16 protein-coding genes and 2 pseudogenes are annotated in these 18,907 nt (G+C 69.9%); 7 read left to right on the top strand and 11 right to left on the bottom strand.

Annotated features, from left to right (window positions below):
* Positions 1–140 precede the first annotated feature (140 nt).
* The gene (locus tag BLW43_RS17160; protein ID WP_093255345.1) at positions 141–1,514 is read left to right on the top strand and encodes a methyltransferase; all 1,374 of its coding nucleotides are present in this window, start codon (positions 141–143) and stop codon (positions 1,512–1,514) included.
* Between the two features lie 152 nt (positions 1,515–1,666).
* Positions 1,667–2,697: pseudogene (locus BLW43_RS24675) on the top strand (transposase); the annotation flags it as partial.
* Positions 2,698–2,840: 143 nt separating this feature from the next.
* Here the strand turns inward: BLW43_RS24675 and BLW43_RS23025 are convergent.
* Positions 2,841–3,191, bottom strand: a complete 351-nt coding sequence (locus BLW43_RS23025) for a type II toxin-antitoxin system RelE family toxin (protein ID WP_139284115.1) — start codon at positions 3,189–3,191, stop codon at positions 2,841–2,843.
* Entirely contained in the window at positions 3,188–3,433 is a 246-nt protein-coding gene (locus tag BLW43_RS17175) for a hypothetical protein (RefSeq protein ID WP_093255350.1), read from the bottom strand. Before BLW43_RS17175 ends, BLW43_RS23025 begins: the two co-directional genes overlap by 4 nt.
* Before the next feature lie 220 nt (positions 3,434–3,653).
* Between BLW43_RS17175 and BLW43_RS17180 the strand changes: the two genes are divergently transcribed.
* Complete coding sequence (locus BLW43_RS17180; protein WP_093255371.1) at positions 3,654–4,289, top strand: tyrosine-type recombinase/integrase; 636 nt, start codon at positions 3,654–3,656, stop codon at positions 4,287–4,289.
* Positions 4,290–4,542: 253 nt separating this feature from the next.
* Here the strand turns inward: BLW43_RS17180 and BLW43_RS17185 are convergent, their stop codons facing one another.
* From BLW43_RS17185 to BLW43_RS17200, 4 genes are all read right to left on the bottom strand, one after another.
* Complete coding sequence (locus BLW43_RS17185) at positions 4,543–5,355, bottom strand: phosphodiesterase (RefSeq protein WP_093255352.1); 813 nt, start codon at positions 5,353–5,355, stop codon at positions 4,543–4,545.
* A 67-nt stretch (positions 5,356–5,422) separates the two neighbouring features.
* Positions 5,423–6,736 carry an ABC transporter substrate-binding protein gene (locus BLW43_RS17190; RefSeq protein WP_093255353.1) on the bottom strand — a complete coding sequence of 438 codons (1,314 nt, stop codon included), beginning with the start codon at positions 6,734–6,736 and terminating at the stop codon, positions 5,423–5,425.
* Positions 6,737–6,747: 11 nt separating this feature from the next.
* A complete protein-coding gene (locus BLW43_RS17195; RefSeq protein WP_093255354.1) occupies positions 6,748–7,581 on the bottom strand; it encodes a carbohydrate ABC transporter permease in 834 nt (277 codons plus the stop codon).
* Positions 7,582–7,583: 2 nt separating this feature from the next.
* Entirely contained in the window at positions 7,584–8,495 is a 912-nt protein-coding gene (locus tag BLW43_RS17200) for a carbohydrate ABC transporter permease (protein ID WP_217632221.1), read from the bottom strand.
* A gap of 133 nt (positions 8,496–8,628) precedes the next feature.
* Here BLW43_RS17200 and BLW43_RS17205 point away from each other — a divergent pair, with 133 nt between their 5' ends.
* Entirely contained in the window at positions 8,629–9,642 is a 1,014-nt protein-coding gene (locus BLW43_RS17205) for an ABC transporter ATP-binding protein (RefSeq protein WP_093255356.1), read from the top strand.
* Between the two features lie 178 nt (positions 9,643–9,820).
* Positions 9,821–10,389: pseudogene (locus tag BLW43_RS17210) on the top strand (transposase).
* Between the two features lie 19 nt (positions 10,390–10,408).
* Here BLW43_RS17210 and BLW43_RS17215 read toward each other — a convergent pair.
* The 5 genes from BLW43_RS17215 to BLW43_RS17235 form a co-directional block, all read right to left on the bottom strand.
* A complete protein-coding gene (locus BLW43_RS17215; RefSeq protein ID WP_093255357.1) occupies positions 10,409–11,884 on the bottom strand; it encodes a right-handed parallel beta-helix repeat-containing protein in 1,476 nt (491 codons plus the stop codon).
* Positions 11,885–11,923: 39 nt separating this feature from the next.
* A complete protein-coding gene (locus BLW43_RS17220; RefSeq protein WP_093255359.1) occupies positions 11,924–12,325 on the bottom strand; it encodes a hypothetical protein in 402 nt (133 codons plus the stop codon).
* A complete protein-coding gene (locus BLW43_RS17225; RefSeq protein ID WP_093255360.1) occupies positions 12,322–12,789 on the bottom strand; it encodes a hypothetical protein in 468 nt (155 codons plus the stop codon). The genes BLW43_RS17220 and BLW43_RS17225 overlap by 4 nt, the downstream gene beginning before the upstream one ends.
* Before the next feature lie 3 nt (positions 12,790–12,792).
* Positions 12,793–13,152 (bottom strand): hypothetical protein, encoded by a 360-nt coding sequence (locus BLW43_RS17230; RefSeq protein WP_093255361.1) that lies wholly within the window; start codon positions 13,150–13,152, stop codon positions 12,793–12,795.
* A 68-nt stretch (positions 13,153–13,220) separates the two neighbouring features.
* On the bottom strand, positions 13,221–15,377 hold the full coding sequence (locus BLW43_RS17235) for a phosphatase PAP2 family protein (protein ID WP_139284116.1): 2,157 nt from the start codon (positions 15,375–15,377) through the stop codon (positions 13,221–13,223).
* Between the two features lie 305 nt (positions 15,378–15,682).
* Here BLW43_RS17235 and BLW43_RS17240 point away from each other — a divergent pair, with 305 nt between their 5' ends.
* Both BLW43_RS17240 and BLW43_RS17245 read left to right on the top strand, forming a co-directional pair.
* A complete protein-coding gene (locus BLW43_RS17240; protein ID WP_093255364.1) occupies positions 15,683–17,341 on the top strand; it encodes an AfsR/SARP family transcriptional regulator in 1,659 nt (552 codons plus the stop codon).
* Between the two features lie 42 nt (positions 17,342–17,383).
* Entirely contained in the window at positions 17,384–18,385 is a 1,002-nt protein-coding gene (locus tag BLW43_RS17245) for a phosphatase PAP2 family protein (protein WP_093255366.1), read from the top strand.
* Positions 18,386–18,907: the final 522 nt, after the last annotated feature.

The following is an 18,907-nucleotide window of genomic DNA, read 5'->3' on the forward strand; positions in this document are numbered from 1 at the left end:
TCAGGCTTCGCCCGCCCCTCCCGTTCGACGGCCGCGGGCCGTCGCCCGTGAGGGGCGGTCGCGCCCAGATGGTCTGAAAGGCAAAGCGCGGCCCGCGCCTTCTCGACGCCCCTGCCGGGGCCAGAGAAAGGACCGCGTCCATGACCCGCCCCAGCCCTGCCGCCGCCCCTGCGCCGCGCGCGCCTCTCGCCTCGCCGTCCCTCGCCGTGGCGCAGGCCTGCGCCGAGCGCCTCACCTCGGGTGGCGCGCTCGCCGCGTCCGATCTCTCCCGGCTGATGACCGAGGCCCATGGCGGCACGGACGCCGGCGGCGCCTGGTCGTGGCGCGCGGCCTACGACGCGGTCGAGGCGGCGCAGATCATCGCCTTCCGCCGCGCCTCGGCGGGGAGCCTCCGCGGCGACCCTGCCGGGTTGCTCGGTCTCGCGCGCGCCATCGCCGGGCGCTGCCCGACCCAGTCCCGCCGCTCGGAGGCGCAGCTGCGGTTGCAGCAGTTCAGTACGCCCCTGCCGCTCGCTGTGGTGGTCGCCGCAGCCGCCCAGCCGCGGCGGGGCGAGACGGTGCTCGAGCCCTCCTGCGGGACCGGGCTGATCGCGGCGGCTTTGCGCGCGATGGGGGCGACCGTGGTCCTCAACGAGATCGACCCGGGCCGGGCGGCGCTGGCCGCGGCGGCGCTCGGGGCGTCCGTGTCGGGTCGCGACGCCGAATTCATCGATGACCTGCTCGACGCGCCAGTCGCGCCGACCCTCGTGGCGATGAACCCGCCGTTCTCGTCGAGCGCGGCGCGCACGGCCGATCCGGCCATCGCGGGCAGGCGCCTCGTCTCGGCGCTGAAGCGGCTGCGCCCGGGCGGCCGGCTGGTCGCCATCATGCCGGCTGGCTTCGACGCGGGCAGATCGCACGGGGCGGCATGGCGCGACGCGGGCGCATGGGCCGCGCTGCGCCTGCGGCTCGCGCTGCCGACGGACGCGTTCCGAGCGCATGGCGCGTCGGTCGAGACCGTCCTCGTCGTCTACGACAAGGCGGCCGTCAGCGCGGCGCCGGTGCACGCCGACGCTGCGACGCTCGACGAGGCGCTCGCCGTCGCGCTGTCGGTCACGCGCGGCGCGGAAGAACTGGGGGAGACGCCGTCGGCGGCTTCGCTTCCGCTGGCATCGGTCCGTCGGACGAAGTCGGCGTCGGTCCCGCGAACGGCGACGCCTGTCGGCGCATCGACACCGGCTCTCGCGCTGCGCCGCGAGAAGCCCGAGCCGCTCGAGTACGTTGTCGTCGAGACAGTAGCCGGCGATGCCGCCGCGGCGCGCGACGGCGGCGGGCTCTACACCCCCTACCGCGTTGCGCGCATCGCCATCCCCGGCGCCGCCGACCACGCGACGCCGCTGGTCGAGTCCGCCGCCATGGCGGCGATCACGCCGCCAGCTCCCTCGCACCGACCGCTGCTCGCGCCGTCGCTGATCCGCCGCGGCGCCTTGTCGGACGCCCAGCTGGAGAGCTGGTCTACGCCGGCGAGGCCTTAGCGCAGGACCTCCCCGGCGCGGTGCGGATCGACGCGGCGTGGCGGCAGGCGGTCGCCGCTGCGGAGGACGATCCGCAGGCCGTGCGCCTGCGCCGGGGGTTCTTCCTGGCGACGGCGCCGGCTGCGGAAAGGGCCGCCAAGTGGCGGGCATGATCCTCGAACCGCCATGGCCGCTTCCGCGACAGCGATCTGCTGCGGGAGGTCTTCGAGGGCACGGTGAGGGCCTGCATCGCGGCGGGGTTGGTGGGCGGCGAGCGCTTCGCGGTGGACGCGCGTCTCGTGGAGGCTGACGCGAGCAAGTCCCGCGCTGTCGCGCGCAGCGACTGGAACCCCGACACGGTCGATCCCGCGGATGCGCCGCGGGCGGTGCGCGAACACCTCGCCGCGCTCGACGACGCGGCCTTCGGCGCGGCGAGCGAGGTCGAGCCCAAGGTCGTGTCGCGCGCCGACCCGGCGGCGCAATAAACCAAGGGGAGCGGCGGCAGGGCCCTCTTCGCCTACGCCACCAACTACCTGATCGACACCGACCACGCCAGGGACCGCTTCGGCCTCTGGCCCGAGGCGCTGATCGCAGACAGCGCCTACGGCTCGGCGCCGATGCTGAACCGGCTGGTCGAGGGTGAGGAGGATCAGACGACGATCCAGTGGATCGTCGTCCCGACGAACGGGATCGAGCCGCATATCCGCGTGTTCGACAGGTCCGCCCGCAGCGACGGAACCTTCGAGCGCAAGCACTTCGCCTACGACCACCGCAGCGACACCTACGCCTGCCCGGCGGGCAAGACCCTCAAACCCCGGCGCCGCGACTTCGCAAGGCCCCGCGATATCGTCGACCAGAGCGGCTTCATCCGCTACCGCGCCAGCAGCCGCGATTGCGGCGCCTGCCGCTGAACCCGCGATGCCGCCCAAACACCACGGAGCGCAAGGTCAGCCGGTCGATCTACGAGGGCGCGCGCGACATGGCCCGCGAGATCACCGCCTCCGAGGCCTTCGCGACCTCCGCCCGGCTGCGCGAGCAGATCGAGATGCTGTTCGCCCATCGCAAGCGCATCCTCGGCCTCGATCGCCTCCGTCTGCGCGGTCCGAACGGCGCCCGCGACGAGTTCCACCTCGCCGCCGCCGCCCAGAACCTCAGGAAGCTCGCCAGGCTGACCGTCCAATCGATGACCCCAAGCCCGGCATGAGGCCGGGAGCCATCTCCACCTCGTCCACGCTCCGCCCAAGCTCGACTTGAACACAGTGTTTTCAACAGAATCTACCGAGAACGGCCGGTCGCAAGGCTGAGGGCGGGGGCTATGAACGGCCCTTCGAAGCCAGCGGAACGCTGTCATCTTTCCGATCGAGCCGCGGGTCTGACAGCCGCCCGAGCGCTCCAGTTCTGTCCGCCGAACGCGACGAGTTGAATGCGCACCAAGGCCGTTTCGTCGTCGACGGCATAAATGATCGTCACGCGCCGATCAGTCCCGCCATGCCGCCGCCTGAAACCTTCGCGCGCGCCTTTCAGCGGCGCCTCGAGAAACGGGTCTTGCGCGATTGAGCCAATCAGCGCGTCGATTTCGGAAACACGACGCGATCCTGCATCTGGATCTCCGGTAGCGTCGACGATGTGCCGGTGCAATCGGACGAGATCGTCAAACACCAAAGGATGGAGGGCAACGCGCCAGGCGTTTCGGCTCAACGGGCGTTTATCGATGCGGCGAGCGCGCCGGGCGACCACTCGACCCACTGATCGGGCGGAAGTTTCGCCCGGCGGAGCACCTCGCTCTCGAGCAGACGCTGCTCGGCGTCGCGCGCGCGCTTCAGCGCGATCAAAGCGGCGGACGCCGCCGCGCTGACGCTCGAGAACTCGCCCGCTTCGACGAGGGCTTGCGCGTAGGAGTAGGCCTCATCGGTATAGCTTGTGGTCTGTTTCACGGTCATCCAGCATCGCGCCCCATCTGGTGTTCCGAAAGACTACCGAGCGAGGGGATCGGATGCAACGTCTGCATGGCGGCGACATGGCCTGTGGGATGCGACCGCCGACCTCCGGCCGAGCCGCGACATGGCGCGCGCATGAGGGCGACTCATGCCGCCGGTGTCCCGTTCGGTGTATGATCCGCCGTCCGCGCCGAAGCGGGCGATGACCACGCGGAGTTCCGTCATGCAATCGCATGCGACCGGGGCCGCGGACCGGACGGCGGCGCCCGTCTGGAACCACGGCTACAAGATCGGACCCAAGCGGGCGCTCAAGCCCAAGGAGGTCTGGGCGATCCGCTTCGAACTGGGCGGCCGCGCCAACCCGCGCGACCGCGCACTCTTCGATCTCGCCATCGACAGCAAGCTGCGCGGCTGCGACCTGGTCAAGCTTCGGATCGGCGACATCGTCTCGGGCGGGCAGATCCGCCATCGGGCGACGGTGGTGCAGCAGAAGACCGGGCGTCCGGTCCAGTTCGAGCTGAGCGAGACCACGCGCGAGTCGGTCCATAAGTGGCTGACGCTGCGCGGGGGCTCGATCGAGGAATACGTGTTCACCAGTCGCCTGCACGGCAGCGCCCACATGAGCACGCGGCAGTACGGCCGGCTGGTCCATGAGTGGGTTGCAGCCGTCGGCCTGAACAGCGAGGACTACGGCACGCATTCGCTGCGGCGAACCAAAGCCTCGATCCTCTACAAGCAGACCGGCAACCTGCGCGCGGTGCAGATCCTGCTCGGTCACACCCGCATCGAGAGCACCGTGCGCTATCTCGGCGTCGACGTGGAGGATGCGCTGGCGCTGTCCGAGGCGGTGGATATCTGAAGAGCACGCTGTGCAGTCGCAGGCGGCGATGAGGCCTCTCCCGGTTCCTGCCGGTCGCGCGGCAAGTGCCTTCGCCAAAGAGCGGACGCAGAGGGACGGCGAGATGTCGGAGTTGCCGAGCCTTCACGGACCTGCGCCTTCGGCCAGCCGGACGCGGAGCGCCTCGTGCGGGAGGCCTGAGCATACCGTGCAACCTTGCGTCGCGACCTTGGCGACCACCCATGGACCGGCGCGGCGCGGGTATGAGCGTGCGCTACAGGCCAGGGTACTCGGGGTCGAGCGTGAACGGGAACGGACCCGGAAACCGCTCGACCAGCGCCTGATGGGTCACCACCGCGCCGTCCACCAGCGCATGGATCAGGAATGCGCCCGGCTCCAGCACCAGCGCGCCCTCGTGGTCTGGTTCGAGCGACAGCGCCACCTGATGCGCGACCGAGGGCGCCACCTGGGCGAGGGTGGCCGCAAAGCGGGTCTGGATCGGGCGATGGTGATGGCCGCAGCACACGCGCTCGACCTGGCGATGGGCGGCTACGATGGCGCCCAGCCGCTCACGACCTTCGACGAGCGCGATGCGATCCATGTGGGCGATGCCGCAGTCGAAGGGCGGATGATGCAGGAAGATCAGCGTCGGCGCCTCGGGCCGCGCCGCCAGCGCCGCGTCGAGCGCGTCCAGCCGCGCGGCGCACAGCGCACCGTGGGAGGCGCCGGGAACCACGGTGTCGAGCCCGATCAGCCGCAGCGGCCCCAGATCCGTGACGAAATCGACGAACGGGCCGGGGCCCGCGCGATCGGGAAACGCGGCGCGGAACGTGTCGCGCCGGTCGTGGTTGCCGAGCAGGCACAACGCCGGGCATGGCAACCGGTCGAGCAGGGGCGCGAGTTCCGCGTATTCCTCGGCGAGCCCGTTGTCGGAGAGATCGCCGGTGATCACGACCACGTCCGGCGCCGGGTTGAGGGCGCGCACGGCCTCAACCGCGCGGGCCGCGAGCATGTTGGTCTCGGCGACCCGATAGGCGGGCAGGCCGCGGGGGCGCAGGTGCAGGTCCGAGAGCTGGACGACGATCATCGGGAGCGGCCTTTCACAAGACGGCGCCGCGCGGAACCCGCGCGGCGCCGGGTTCGAGGGGGGACGCTTACTGCGGCAGCTTCAGCGCGGTCTGCTCGACATAGGGCCGCATGATCTCGTCGGCCTTGGCCTGCGCGGCGGCGAGCGCCTCGGCGGGCTCGCGGTCGCCCGACATCACCGCCTGAACCTCGTCCTCGAGCGCCTTGCGCACGGCGACGGTGTTGAAGGTGGCGAACCAGCTGCGGGCGTAGGCGAGCTGGTCGAGCGCGACCTGCGCGTCGGGATTGGCCTCGAGGAAGCCCTTCATCTCGGACAGGTCGTAGGCCGCCCTGTTGGGCGCGAAGTAGCCGGTGAAGCGGCTCCAGTGGCCAGAGATCTCAGGGCTGGTCAGCCAGTTGATCAGCGTCCAGGACGCCGCCTTCTGGTCGTCGCTCAGGCCCTTCGGCATCATCAGCGAGGCGCCGCCGATGGCGACGGCGTTGCGCACGTTGCGCGGCACGAAGGCCACGCCGTAGCGGTCGCCCATGTTCTCGCGGATGAACGACAGCGAACCGGTGGACAGCATCACCATCGAGGCGTCGCCGGCGAAGAACGCGGTCGAGACCGCCTTGCCGTCCGTCACACCCTCCGGCGTCACCTTGTGGGTGAAGATCATGTCCCGGACGAGGCTCAGCGCGCCCAGCATGGACGGCGTGTCGTAGTAGACTTCGCCGCCGTATTCGGCGTTGTAGTACTGGCCCCCGTTGGACATCGTCAGCGCCGTCATGATCCAGCCGAGATAGTCGTAGTTGCCGGGCAGCATGAAGCCGTAGCGGGTGATGCGATCGCCGTCGCGCACGGTCAGCGCCTTGGCGGCGTCCACGAACTCCTGCCAGGTCGCGGGCGGATTTTCGGGGTCTAGCCCGGCTTCGACGAAATGCTCCTTGTTGAAGTATAGCAGCGGCGTGGAGTTGTGGAACGGTGCGGCCCACACCTTGTCGGCGAAGCGGGCGTTGCCGTGCAGCGCCGGCCAGAACCGGTCCATGTAGGCGTCGGCGGTCAGTCCGTTGGCCTCGATCAGCCCGTCGAGCGGCTCGATCTCGCCGTTGATCTGGTATTCCAGGATGAAATTGGCCGACATGATGACCGCCGCCGGCGGTCGGCCGGCCTTGATGGCGGCGCGGGTCTTGATGTTGGTCTCGTCGTAGCTGCCGGTGTAGACCGGGGTCACGTCGATGTCGGCGTGCTCGGTGTTGAACCGCTCGATCAGGTTCTTCATCTCGGCGGCGAGCTTGCCCTCGACCGGGACGGGGAAGAACAGCTCGATCTCGGTGGCGGCATGGGCGAGCGACGCGGACAGCGACACCGCGCCGGCGGCGACCAGGGACTTCCAGGTTTGCATGGGGGCGATCCTCATTTGACGCCGGAGAAAAGGAACGAGTTGACGAACTGGCGCTGGAACAGCGTGAACGCCGCGAGCAGGGGCGCGGCGACCAGGAAGGTTCCCGCCGCGATGACACCCCATTGCGAGGCGCTCTCGGCGCCGCGGGTGAAGCTCGCCAGCCCGATGGTCAGCGTGTGGTTGTCAGGGTTCGAGATCACCATCAGCGGCCACAGGAACTCGTTCCAGTGCGCGGTGACGCTGACGATGGCGAAGGCGACCATGCCGGGCCTCGCCAGCGGCACGAGCACCCGCCAGACGATCTGCGCCCAGTTGGCGCCCTCCACCATCGCGGCCTCCTCGAAGTCGCGCGGGATGGTGCGGAACGTCTGGCGCATCAGGAACACACCGAAGGCCGAGGCGAAGTAAGGCGCCATCACCGCAAGCAGCGTGTCGTAGAGCCCGAGGCCGACGATGGTGACGAGGTTCGGCACGATCAGCACCGGCGGCACGATCATCAGCTGCAGCAGGAACAGGTAAAACACGAGGTCGCGGCCGCGAAACTGCAGCCGCGCGAAGGCGTAGCCCGCCAGCGTGACCGTCGCGAGCTGCACCGAGAGGATGCCGGCGCAGACCGCCAGCGTGTTGAGGTAGAGCCGCGCGAAATCGGCGCTGTCGAGCGCCTCGGCGAAGTTCGCCAGCGTCGGCGCGAAGTCCGGCAGCAGGCTCGCCATGTCGAGCCCGCCAAAGTTCTGCGGGCGGAACGCCGCTACCGTCATCCACAGAAGCGGCGTGGACCACACCAGCGCCACGGCGGCCAGCATCGCCACCGCCAGCCAGCGCCCGTCCTGCGCCGCGGCAGGCATGTTCAGGACTCGTAATGCACGCCGCGCTCCAGCGTGCGCAGCGAGAGGGCGGACAGCGTCAGCAGGGCCGCGAGCGACAGCACGGTGGCGGCGGCCGCCTTTCCGTAGTCGTAGTTCTCGTGCGCCTGCTGGTAGATGTAGAACAGCATCAGGTTGGTGCTGTCGGATGGTCCGCCCTTGGTCAGCACCACGACGTGGTCGACCTGCGTGACCGCGTTGATCAGCGCGATCACCGCGACGAAGGCGGTGGTGGGGCCGAGCAGCGGCAGCGTCACCCGGCGAAACCGCCCCCAGGCCCCGGCGCCTTCCAGGCGCGCAGCTTCGTAGAGATCGGTCGAAATCCCCTGCAGCCCTGCGAGGAAGAACAGCATGTAGTAGCCGGCGTTCTTCCACACCGTCAGCCCGATCAGCGACCACAGCGCGATGTCGGGGTCGCCGATCCAGTTGGTGCGTCCGACCCCGAGCTTGCCGAGATAGTAGTCGAGCAGCCCGATCCCAGGCAGGAAAACGAACAGGAACAGCGCCGCCGCCGCCACAAGAGGCAACAGCACCGGGAAGAACACCACCGCGCGAAGCGTCGCGTTGAAGCGCGTCGATTCCTGCAGCCCTACCGCCAGAGCCAGCGCAAGCGCTATTGACGGCAGCATCGTCCCTGCGGCGTAGACCACGTTGTTGGTCGCCGCGCGACGGAAGCTCGCATCCTCGAACAGACGCTCGAAGTTGCCGAAGCCCCACGTCACCGCGTCCGAGCCGAAGGTCTCGATGCGCATCGCCTGCGCCAGCGACTGCGCGATGGGCCAGTAGGTGAACAGCAGCAGAAACAGCAGCGACGGGGCGAGCAGCGCCCAGGCGAGCGACGGACCGCGCCATGTCCAGCGCGCCTCCATGCCCATCTCCGCCGTCGTCTCCACCATGCCACGCTCCCTCGTCGGGAGTCGGCGTAGTCGGGGGAGGCGACGCCCGCGTGTCGCCTCTGCGAACCTTGCGCAACAGTCGCACGTCTGTCGCAGGACCGTCCTAGAACGCCGGCGGACGAAGGAGACGGAAATGGCGGACATTCGGCTCGAAGGGCTGCGCAAGGCGTTCGGCGCGACGCCAGTGATCCACGGACTCGACCTGTCGGTGGCCGATGGCGCGCTGTGCGTGGTGGTTGGTCCCTCGGGCTGCGGCAAGTCCACGCTGCTGCGCCTGATCGCCGGGCTGGAGACGCCCGACGCCGGCCGCATCCTGATCGGCGGGCGGGACGTGACGCGCAGCGCCCCGGGCGACCGCAACATTGCGATGGTCTTCCAGAACTACGCGCTGTTTCCGCACCTGACCGTGGCGCGCAACATCGCCTTCGGCATGGAGGTGCGCGGCGCGCCGCGGGCCGAGATCGACCGGCGCGTGCGCGAGGCGGCGGCGATCCTGCAGCTCGACCGGCTTCTGGACCGCAAGCCGCGCCAGCTTTCCGGCGGCCAGCGGCAGCGCGTCGCCATGGGCCGGGCCATCGTGCGCGACCCCGCCGCGTTCCTGTTCGACGAACCGCTGTCGAACCTCGACGCCCAGCTGCGCGGCGAGATGCGCGCCGAGATCAAGCGCCTGCACCTCGCGCTCGGCGCGACGGCGGTCCATGTCACCCACGATCAGGTCGAAGCGATGACCATGGGCGACATGCTGGTGGTGATGAACCGGGGCCGCATCGAGCAGGTTGGGCCGCCGATGGCGCTCTACGAGCGGCCCGCGACGACCTTCGTCGCGCGCTTCATCGGGGCGCCGCCGATGAACCTGACGCCAGCGCGGGAGGATTCTACTCCATTCGGTCCGGCGAGCGGCGCCGCGATGGTCGGCGTGCGGCCCGAGGACCTGCAACTCTGCCCCGAGAACCCGCGCCTGCGCCCGATCGTGCGGCTGGTCGAACCGCTCGGCCCCGACACATTCGCCCATGCCGAGATCGACGGCGTCGCGATCACCGTGCGGCTGCCGGGGTCGGAACGGATTGCGGTGGGCGACGTGCTGCCTCTGCGCCCGCACCCCGAGCGATTGCACCGCTTTGACGCTGATGGAGCGCGACTCGGTTGATCGGCGGGCCGGGGGGCAGATGGGCCATCCCGGTTCCGGCCAGTCCGAGGGGCGCAGTCCAGGATCGCAGGCCAAAAGCCGCCAGTCCCGCACCCGCCGCCCAGGGTCAGGACCCATTGATCTGCTTGAGGCCGTTCGGCCTGCGTTGTTCAATCACCCGAACTTGCGGGGGGTGAGGATGAGCAACCTTTTCGGGCTGACCGACGCGCAGATGGCGCGGCTGCGGCCCTTCTTGCCGAAGTCCCACGGCAAGCCGCGCGTCGATGACCGGCGGGTGCTGAGCGGCATACTCTTCATCAATCGCAATGGGTTGAGATGGTGCGACGCGCCTAGGGAGTATGGCCCGCCGAAGACCATCTACAATCGGTGGAAGCGATGGGGTGACATGGGTGTGTTCGCCCCCTGCGGTTCTTCATGACGGCGGGCCAGGTCAGCGACCACACCGGCGCGGCGGCGCTCCTCGGCAGCCTGCCTGCCGCCGAATGGCTGATCGCGGACCGGGGATAGGATGCCGACTGGTTCCGCGAGGCGTTGAAAGACAAGGGAATACGCCCGTGCACCCCCGGCCGGAACTCCCGCGGCAAGGTCGTCCGCCACGACAGGCGCCGCTACAAGCGGCGCAACCGGATCGAGATCATGTTCGGCAGGCTGAAGGACTGGCGCCGCATGCCCACCCGCGACGACAGATGTCCGAGGGTCTTCCTCTCCGCCGTCGCCCTCGCCGCGACCGTCCTGTTCCGGCTTTGACGATCAATGAGTCTGGAGCCTAGGCGACATGGCCGTCGAGCCAATGTAAAAGGCCGAGCTGGGCGGCGGATCGCCAGCCCGGCGCGCCCCCGGCCGCGATCCCGACCACCGTGCCGTCCGGCCCGACCACGTCGACCGCAATAGCCGTCAGCGCCTGCGCCCCGTTCGACAGCGTCAGCGTCCCGTCCCATCCGCCCAGCGGCGCGTCGTCGCCGGGCGCGAGCGCGACCGGCGCGAACACCGGGTCGACCCGCGGCCAGCGTCGGAAGGGCGCGCCCTGGGCGGCGTTGGCGTCCGGGTGCTTGGGGTCGTTGGTCGTCAGGGCGTCGCCCACGACGCCGGGCCTCCATACGACCTTGCTGAACAGATCGGCGTCGTCCTTGTCCGTGGCGGCGAAACGCTCGAGGGCGTTGTTGACGTCGGTCCACGGCTTGACCTTGGCGTCGGAGATGTAGCGGGTGCGGGTGCGCGCCGAGTTGAAGGCGCACACGAAGCCTACGCTGACCCTGACCGGCCCGGCGTCGTTGACGTCGAGAAACTTGATGATCTTGCCGCCGGTGTTGCTGGTGTCCGCCGGACGGGAGACGTTGAGGATGGCGTTGCCCACGAAGGCGAGATTGACGATCGTCACCGCGTCGAGCGACAGCGTCGCATGCACCTCGTAGAAGGCGTTGCCGGCGATGAGCCAGCCGTTCAGCCCCCGTTCCGGCTCCACCGCGTTGTCGCGGATGTAGGAGAAGCGGTTGCGATAGATGCGTACGTCCCGGTTGCGCTTCACCACCGGTCCGTCGGGTCCGTCTGTGACCGCCTCGGCGCGGATGTCCATCCTGATCCCGTTGAAGGCGTGGGAGATGTCGCAGTCGCGGATCACGACGTCGCCCTCGATGTCGAAGCTCTCCAGCAGGCCGCCGTTGAACCAGCTCTTGTCGGCGAAGCCCTTCTCCTGCTTCACCTCGCGCCAGCGCGTCTCGCCGCGCCACATCGTGCGCTCGGGATCCTGGACCCACTTTATCCGCTCCAGCAGCAGGCCGCGCGTGGGCACCCGGCGGCCTGAACGCGCATAGATCAGCCGCCGCCCGCCCTCCGCGTCGATGTCACGGAACGCCAGATCGGCGCACTGGCGGATGTAGAAGGCGTGCGGCCAGCAGTTGCGCACGCACAGGCGCTCGAAGGTCACGTGGCTCGCGCCGGTCATCTTCACGAAGGCCCAGTCGCCGTCGGTTGGGAAGAAGCCGCCCTCTAGGCCGTCCTTCTCCTCGCGGCCCCCGTCGAGCACCGCCTCGCCCTCGCGCGGCGCGGGGCCGGTCACGGTGATCTGTGCGCCGGGCGCGCCGCCGAAGCTGATTGTGACGGGTTTGCGGTAGACGCCGGCGATCAGTCGGACGACGTCGCCGGGCTCGGCGCGGTTGACCGCGGTCTGCAGGTCGAAGGCGGTCACGAGGACGCCGTCGACCGCGATCTTCCGCTTGGTCGGGGCGGCGTGGATGGTCTTCATCGTCGCGTCTCCTGTCGGTTGAACGCTGGTTGAGCCTACCTACCGGCCAAGGCCGGGCGCGGTCACCGCGGCCGCCGGCTCGCCCGCGGCCGATGCGCGCGCAAGCTCGACCGCGGCGCTGATCAGCGGCTCCTCGACCATGCCGTGCAGAAGCGCTGCGCCCTCGATCACCCGGCGCGGCGCGCCGTCCGCGCCGCCGGTCTCGAACGTCGCCAGCGGAAAGTAGCGGCGGCCGGCGTCGTCCAGTCCGCTTCGCTCCTCCATCTGTGCCACGCCCAAGAAGCAGAGGTCGAACAGAAGGTCGCTCGCCGGCGCTTCCGGCGCGTGGACGTCGAAGTCCGCCGCCGGGCTGCGGTGCAGCACGAGCGCCACCGTCGAGACGAACCGCGTCACGTATGCGCGGCCAAGCCGTTCGAAGAGAATATCGTCGGTCGAGATCATGCGCCTCGCGCCTCCCTGTTGCGCCCATCGGCTGTCGCGACCGATAGGGCGTCGAAAATCCAAAGCGCCTCGGACCGGCGTCCCACGATCCCGGCGCCGTTGAGGCGGACGCCGTCCGGTCCGGCCGTCAGCGTCAGCACGCCCAGCGTCGGGAAGAACGTTCCCGGCGCCGCGGCGTCGCCATCATCGGGCGTCAGCAGCACGCCGTACTCCTCGCGCGCGGCGTCGCCCCGCAGCAGAGCTGCGACGATGGTGTTTCGCGGTCGCAGGCCGCTCGGCGGCACCGACGGCGGATCGGCGAGATCGAAGCTCTCGCTGTCGGAGACCCAGAGCCGCCCCGTCTGCGGCCGGCGCCGCACGAGGATCCACTCGCCTGCGCTGCGCGTCTCGGTCTGGCCGGCGGCCTCGATGGCGGTGACGAGGCGGTTCGCCATCACAATGACGGCGTCGTCGAGGAATCGCATCGCTCAGACTCGCTCGATCGGCCCGACGCCGAGGATGAAGGGAAAGCGATAGCACCACAGGAACAGCGTGTTGTAGGCGTCGAGGTCGATCGCTTCGGGGATCAGCCCGGTTTGCTCGCCCGACACGGCGACGTTCATGGGCAGCCGCTGGAAGTCGGTGGCGGTTGCGGCCGCCTGAACCGCCTGGTCGCCGGCGTCGACGGGGAGGCCGAGGGTCAGCGCCCAGCCCGGTTCGGGCGAGCCGTCGAAGAAGAAGTCCGCCGACGTGCGCATCAGCACGCCGCCGCGCTGGCGCGTCAGCGTGAAGCCGCCGCGCAGGTCGTGCCCGTTTCCGGGCGTGAACGCGCCTTGTCCGATGATCATGGTCGTTGCTCCTGTCGCTTGGGACGGGGTCGGGCGCCGCGGCCGGCGCCCGCCCGATCGTTGGGGGCTCAGGGGGTGCGGGGCGTCAGGTCGGCCTTGTGCAGCGCGCCGTGCGGGTCGATGCGGACGGCCGCCACCGGCTCGCCCGCGCTCACGCCGGCGCCGGGCGTCAGCAGCGCTTCGGGCAGCGTCCGTTCCACGAACAGCGGCACCGTCATCGACACCATCTCTGCGGGATCGTAAGCGGCCATCTGCTCGCGCAGAATGCCCAGCGTGACGTTCTCGCCCAGGATCGCCGACTCGACATAGTCGGTGTAGTAATGGACTCCGGCGATGTTACGGCCGTTGGATATGTTCCAGCACAGCTTGTTCAACTCGCCCTCCAACGTCAATCCATGCGGCATCTTCAACTCCAGAAGACCGACGCCGGCGTCCTCCGGCCCGGCGCCCGGATCGGGCACCATCGCCGCCTCGTTCGGCCTGACGACGTAGACCGGCTTGCCGCTGTCCTTGTCGCGCATGGCGAAGAAGGCCTTCAGCAGGGTCACGCAGGCGCCGGCGACAGTCGCGTGCCCAGCCCCATAGGCGGGGTGCATCGGGCTGCCCTCCGGGAAGGCCATCGGCAGCAGGTGCGTCGGCGGGGCGCCGAACCTGGCGTTGACGGTCTTGTTGTGGGCGAGGACGGCCGACAGGGTGGGGGCGAGGGACGGCTCGGTTCCCTGCCCGTCGGGAAACAGATAGCGCGCAACGCCCGCCGCGATCGCGCCGCGCGCCGGGCTGCCTACGGGGATCTCGGCGACGCTGTCGGGCCTGTAGCCCTGCATCATGGTGTGAAACAGCGCCGCCAGCGATTCCGGCCGCTGCCGGTTGTGCACCGCGAACTTCTGCAGACGCACGGCCTTCAGCGCCCGGCTCGAGACCTCGGTGACGAGGGTCAGCAGATGCGGCGGACCGAACAGTGCGAAGGGCTCGCGGTTCCAACCGTCCAGCCCGGCCGGATTGGCGGTCCTCCGGTGGAACGGGATGCCTGGATCGAGCGGGAAGTCCTCGGCCAGCAGCAGCAGCGCAGCGTTCAGGTAGGCCTGATACAGCTGGTCGTCATGGACATAGGTCGCGAGGTCGCGCAGGCGCGCCATCGGGCGGAACTGCGGCTGCAGGTTCTGGTCCAGCAGATCCTCGCTCAGGTCCTTGGCCTTGTCGGCGTCGCCTTGCTCGACGGCGTCGCTGGTGAGCAGCCGCAGCGTCTTGCGCGCGTCGAGCGCGTTCTGGACGTCGCGCCAGTCATTCCACCCGGTCATGTAGTCGCGCCCCGGCGTGGCGACGCGCACCTTCTGGTCGATGCGCTGCGCGCCGTAGCGGATGACGCCGCTCTTGCGGCCCGCCAGATGGGCGGCCGGGCGGCTGGGGTCGCCGGCGCCCATCACCATGAACTGCGAGAGAAAGGGCGTATCCCAAGGGTCTTCGCCCTGACCGCGGAACAGCGTGTCGGTGGTCGGCCGCTCGCCGAAGCGCCGACGCTGGCGCAGGGCAGGGGTCTTCGTGTCGTTCGGGGCGTCCTGCCCCCTGAACCAGCGCAGGGCGCTCAGGCGCTCCGCGGCTGCGGCGAAGGCCTTCTCGTCGGCCTTCAGCTTCTTCGCGTCGGCGGGGCTCATGTCGCCGGCGAGCGCGGCGACCAAGGCGCCGCTCATGCACGCGGCGACCGGCCGGTCGCGCAGCAGCGCCATCTCGTAGACCTCGGCCATTTCGGCGGCCAGCTCGGCCGAGCCCGGTCGCGGCGCCGGCGGCATGGTCAGCGCGAACGGATCGGGGCCCTGCATGACGTAGGCGTACCCGGCGGTGGGGCTTTCCCACTGGCGGAAGAAGCTCTCGGCCTCGCGCCCCTCGACCTTGTCGTTGATGGGCGGCGGGGGCGTCTGCTTCGGCCCTTGCGCCAGCGCATCGACGCTGACGTTCAGCTTCGCCATCGCGAAGGGCTCAGGGCGGTGCCCGGTCGTGCCGACCCGGAAGTCCGCATAGTCGGCGTCGCTCGTCAGGCCGGTCGGCTCGTGGCGCAGCCCCTTGCGGAAATTGAAGACGTAGGGCGGGCATTCGTCGAGGACGGCGCCGACCTGGGGCGGAAACGGATAGGCGTTCGACAGGGCGGCAGCCTTCTGCCGTCGCTTCGTCGCCTCGTCCCGGCGTTCTTCCGGGTCGGTCAGCGGGAACTTGGTCGCGGTCTTTGTCACCGGCTTCACCTCATCTGTGGCGGCAGGATTTCACCGCGCGGATGACCCGCGCGTCGGCGCGCGGGGCGCCTATGCCGGCGTTCCGGCCTGCCTGTGATTTTCTGTGGAACGACAATACGTTCCGCAGCATTCGACGGTCTGGTCGTCACGGCGCCGGCGCGATGAACCTTGACAGCGCGGGGCGTTGATCGCGAATCGGTTGTATCAGCCGACCGGCGCCCGTACGTTCCGTAGGCGTTACCATTGCGTTAATTGACTTTGTGTTGAGAGGAATTTCGGTCGGCGCGGCTGGGGCGGAGGCGGCGTTGAGCCACGATCTGAAGCTCACCGGATGTTTCGCGCTCCGCGCCGCCGACGGCCGGGAAGTGCAGATCGGCAGCCGACGCGCCCGCATCATCCTCGCCTACACAGCCACGTCGCGCGACTTCGAGTGCAGCCGGACCCGTCTTGGCGCGCTGCTGTGGCCCGACAAGAAACTGGAGCAGGTCGGCGCCAGCCTGCGCAAGGAGCTTTGCGGCCTGCGCGTCGCACTTGGCCCCTTGCGCCCGCCCATCGTCGCCATCGACCGCGACCGCGTGCGCCTGCTGCGCGAGAACCTGCGCATCGACGTGTTCGATGCGGCGGCGCCGGACTGGTCGCGCTTCATGGACGGCCTCGACCTGGCCGATGTAGAGCCGGTCGAGGACTGGCTGCGCGAACGGCGCGCCGAGCCCGCGCCTGCGGCGCCGCCGAGACCTCCGGCCCGCGCGGCTTCGCCTTTGTCGCTTGATCGCGCGCCGACCGCGGCGGCGGCCGACGCCATGCGGGTGGCGTTCGAGCCCAGCGCGGTCGCGGCGAACGACGCCGTGGCGGCCTCCGTCGGCGCGGCGCTGGTCGATCGCATGATGCGGCGGCTCGCCGAACTCGGGCCGTTCGAGGTCTACGCCTGGCCGACCGCGGCGGAGGACGCCGGCGACCCGCCGGACGTCCGGGTGAACTGCAGCGTGCTGCACGCCTCCGGCGACGTGCATGTCGGCCTGTGCGCCGTCGAGTTCGCGTCGGGGCGGCTGATCTGGACCTCGGGTCGCCGGGCGACGGTCGCCTCCTTCGCGCGCTCGGCGCTGACCGTGGTCCATCTCTCCGACGAGCTGATCGACCGTCTGCAGCGCCACGCGCCGACGCTGTTCGGGCGGCGCCAGACGGCGGCGGCGCTGGCGCTGCGGGGCATCGACCAGCTTCTCCGCGTGCCCTACGCCAATCTCGCCGCGGCGCAGGCCTCGCTCGAGGCGGCGGCCGCCGCCGACGGGCGCGGCGAGTACTGGGCCTGGCTCGGCTATGTCGGGGCGTTCCGCCACGAGTCGGGCGCGGAGGGCGGCGGCGACCGCGCACCCTTCGACGAGTATGCGGCGCGTGCGCGGGAGCGCGCCGGCGACAGCCCCCTCGTCGCCGCGCTGATCGCGCATGTCCATGCCTTCGTGCGGCGCGACTTCGCGGCCGCCCGCGACCTGCTGGAGCCATTCGACGAGTTCGGCGCCGACAACCTGCTGCTGCAGGACGCCCGGGCGCTGCTCTGCCTCTACACCGGGTCCGTTCCCGAGGCGGCGCGGCGGGCGCAGGCCGTCGCCCGCATCGGGGCGCGCAATCCCTATCGATACCTGTTCGCCACCACCGAGGCGCTGACGGCCCTGACCGCGGGACGCTACGCGGACGCGGCCCGGTTCGGCGGGCGCGCGCTGGCGCAGATCAACGCCGCCGGCCCGCAGGCGGTGTTCGCGCCGGCCCTGCGCACGGTGATCGCCGCCTGCGGCCATCTTGGCGACGCCGAGGGCGCGCGCCTCGCCGTCTCGCGGATGCTGGCCTACGACCCCGATTTCGTCGCCGACGGCGTCGAGCGACTCGCCCGCGTCCCGATCCCCAACCCCGCGACTTTCGAGGCGACCTCGCTCGGCATGCGCAAGGCGATCGCGCTCGCCGCGCAGGGCTGAGGGGCGCGCCATCGACGCCGAGAGCAACAGCAAGGATCGACCATGGAGCAGAGACCATTCGGCGCCCTCAATGCGGCTCTGGCGAAGCGCCGTCGCAACATGTTTGAGCGGATGGAGGATTTCGACGGCACCGAGGAGGAGCACGCGACGCTGATGCGGCGGTGGCTGGCCGACATCGAGACCCGTGTCTGGCCGCAGTGGACCGCCAGCGGATGGCGCGGCGCCGCAGCGGCGACCGCCGACGACGCGACGCGGGCCGAGCTTGAGCTGTGCGTGACTGCGTTCATGGCAAAGGACGCGCTGTCGGCGCGCCCCGACGGGTTGCAACAACTGCCGATGAACCTGGTGCGCGACGGCCGCTGGCACTACCAGGTCGAGGATGCGCTGGTCATCGATGTCGCCAACCGGGTGCTGCCGTTCGCCGACCAGTCGCTCGAGCACCGCGCCTCGCGCGGCGTCGGATCGAACTACATCCTCTACAACCCCGGCGTTGGCGTGGATGAGTTCGAGCAGCAATTCTGGGGCCGCATCAGGAGGCGCGAGCCCAGCCTGTTCGACATCAAGCTGCATTTCCAGCGGCCGCGGCCCTATACGGCGGCGGTGGTGCTCGGCGTCGACGGTTTCGTGTGGGAGACGGCGGATTCGGTCACGCACACCGGCCTGCACCCGTCGCTGCTGAGCGGGCACTGCATCCAAGGCCTGCTCGGCGGCTGCAGCGTGCTGGCGGCGTGGCTCGATCAGGGGCGGACCGTTACCCCGAACGACAGGACCACCCTGATGCGCTATGCGGCGGCGTGGGGCGACCGGCGGGTTCTGGCCGGGGTCCACTATCCAACCGACAACATCGCCTCATGGACGTTGGCGCTGCGGTTGATCCCTTTCCTCTTCCCAAAACGTCCCGAGATCTTCGCCTTCGCGCGAGAGGCGATCACAACGGGCGAAGTCTATCAGCTGATCAGCGGCTCGTTTGGCGCTATCGGGGGACTGGCTGCAGCGGCAGACCTTCTGGAGACGGACCTGAAGCGCGCCGAAGCGATTGCATAATCGGCTCCTGCTGAACAACGGGACGATGTTATAGCGTGAACCACGCCGCCGCCGGTCGCAACGGCCGAAGCGGTCCGCGCGGCGATGATCGAGTTCGGCCCAGCGGCGGACCTGTCGGCGGCGCCCTGAATTGTCATCACCGACGCGGCGGTCGGGCGCCACCGCACCGACTGCTACAGCGCGAAGACGGGGAGAGTCGCGACGCCGCCGTAATGAAGGCGGTTGGGATGGGCGATGTTCGGTCCGAGGCACTCAGGTCGCGGCAAAGGATCGCCCAGAGCCGCTGGGACGAGACAAGGCGAGGATCAACGACGGATTGAGGGCCGCGATCCCGCCAGCGCGAAGCGGTACTGCATGCTGCGCAAACGCTTGGCGTTCTGAGGGAACTGAAGGGGCCCGGGGCGCTTTGCGGTCCGTGTCGGCAAACCTCCGATGATGGAAGCCGCGGGATGGCGGCGGAGGGTCCGGCTATGGGGAATTGACGGTTGAGGGCGGCATCTGAGCAGGAGCGGTGTCAGGGGC

It is taken from the genome of Rubrimonas cliftonensis, from assembly GCF_900107585.1.
Taxonomy (GTDB): Bacteria; Pseudomonadota; Alphaproteobacteria; order Rhodobacterales; family Rhodobacteraceae; genus Rubrimonas; species Rubrimonas cliftonensis.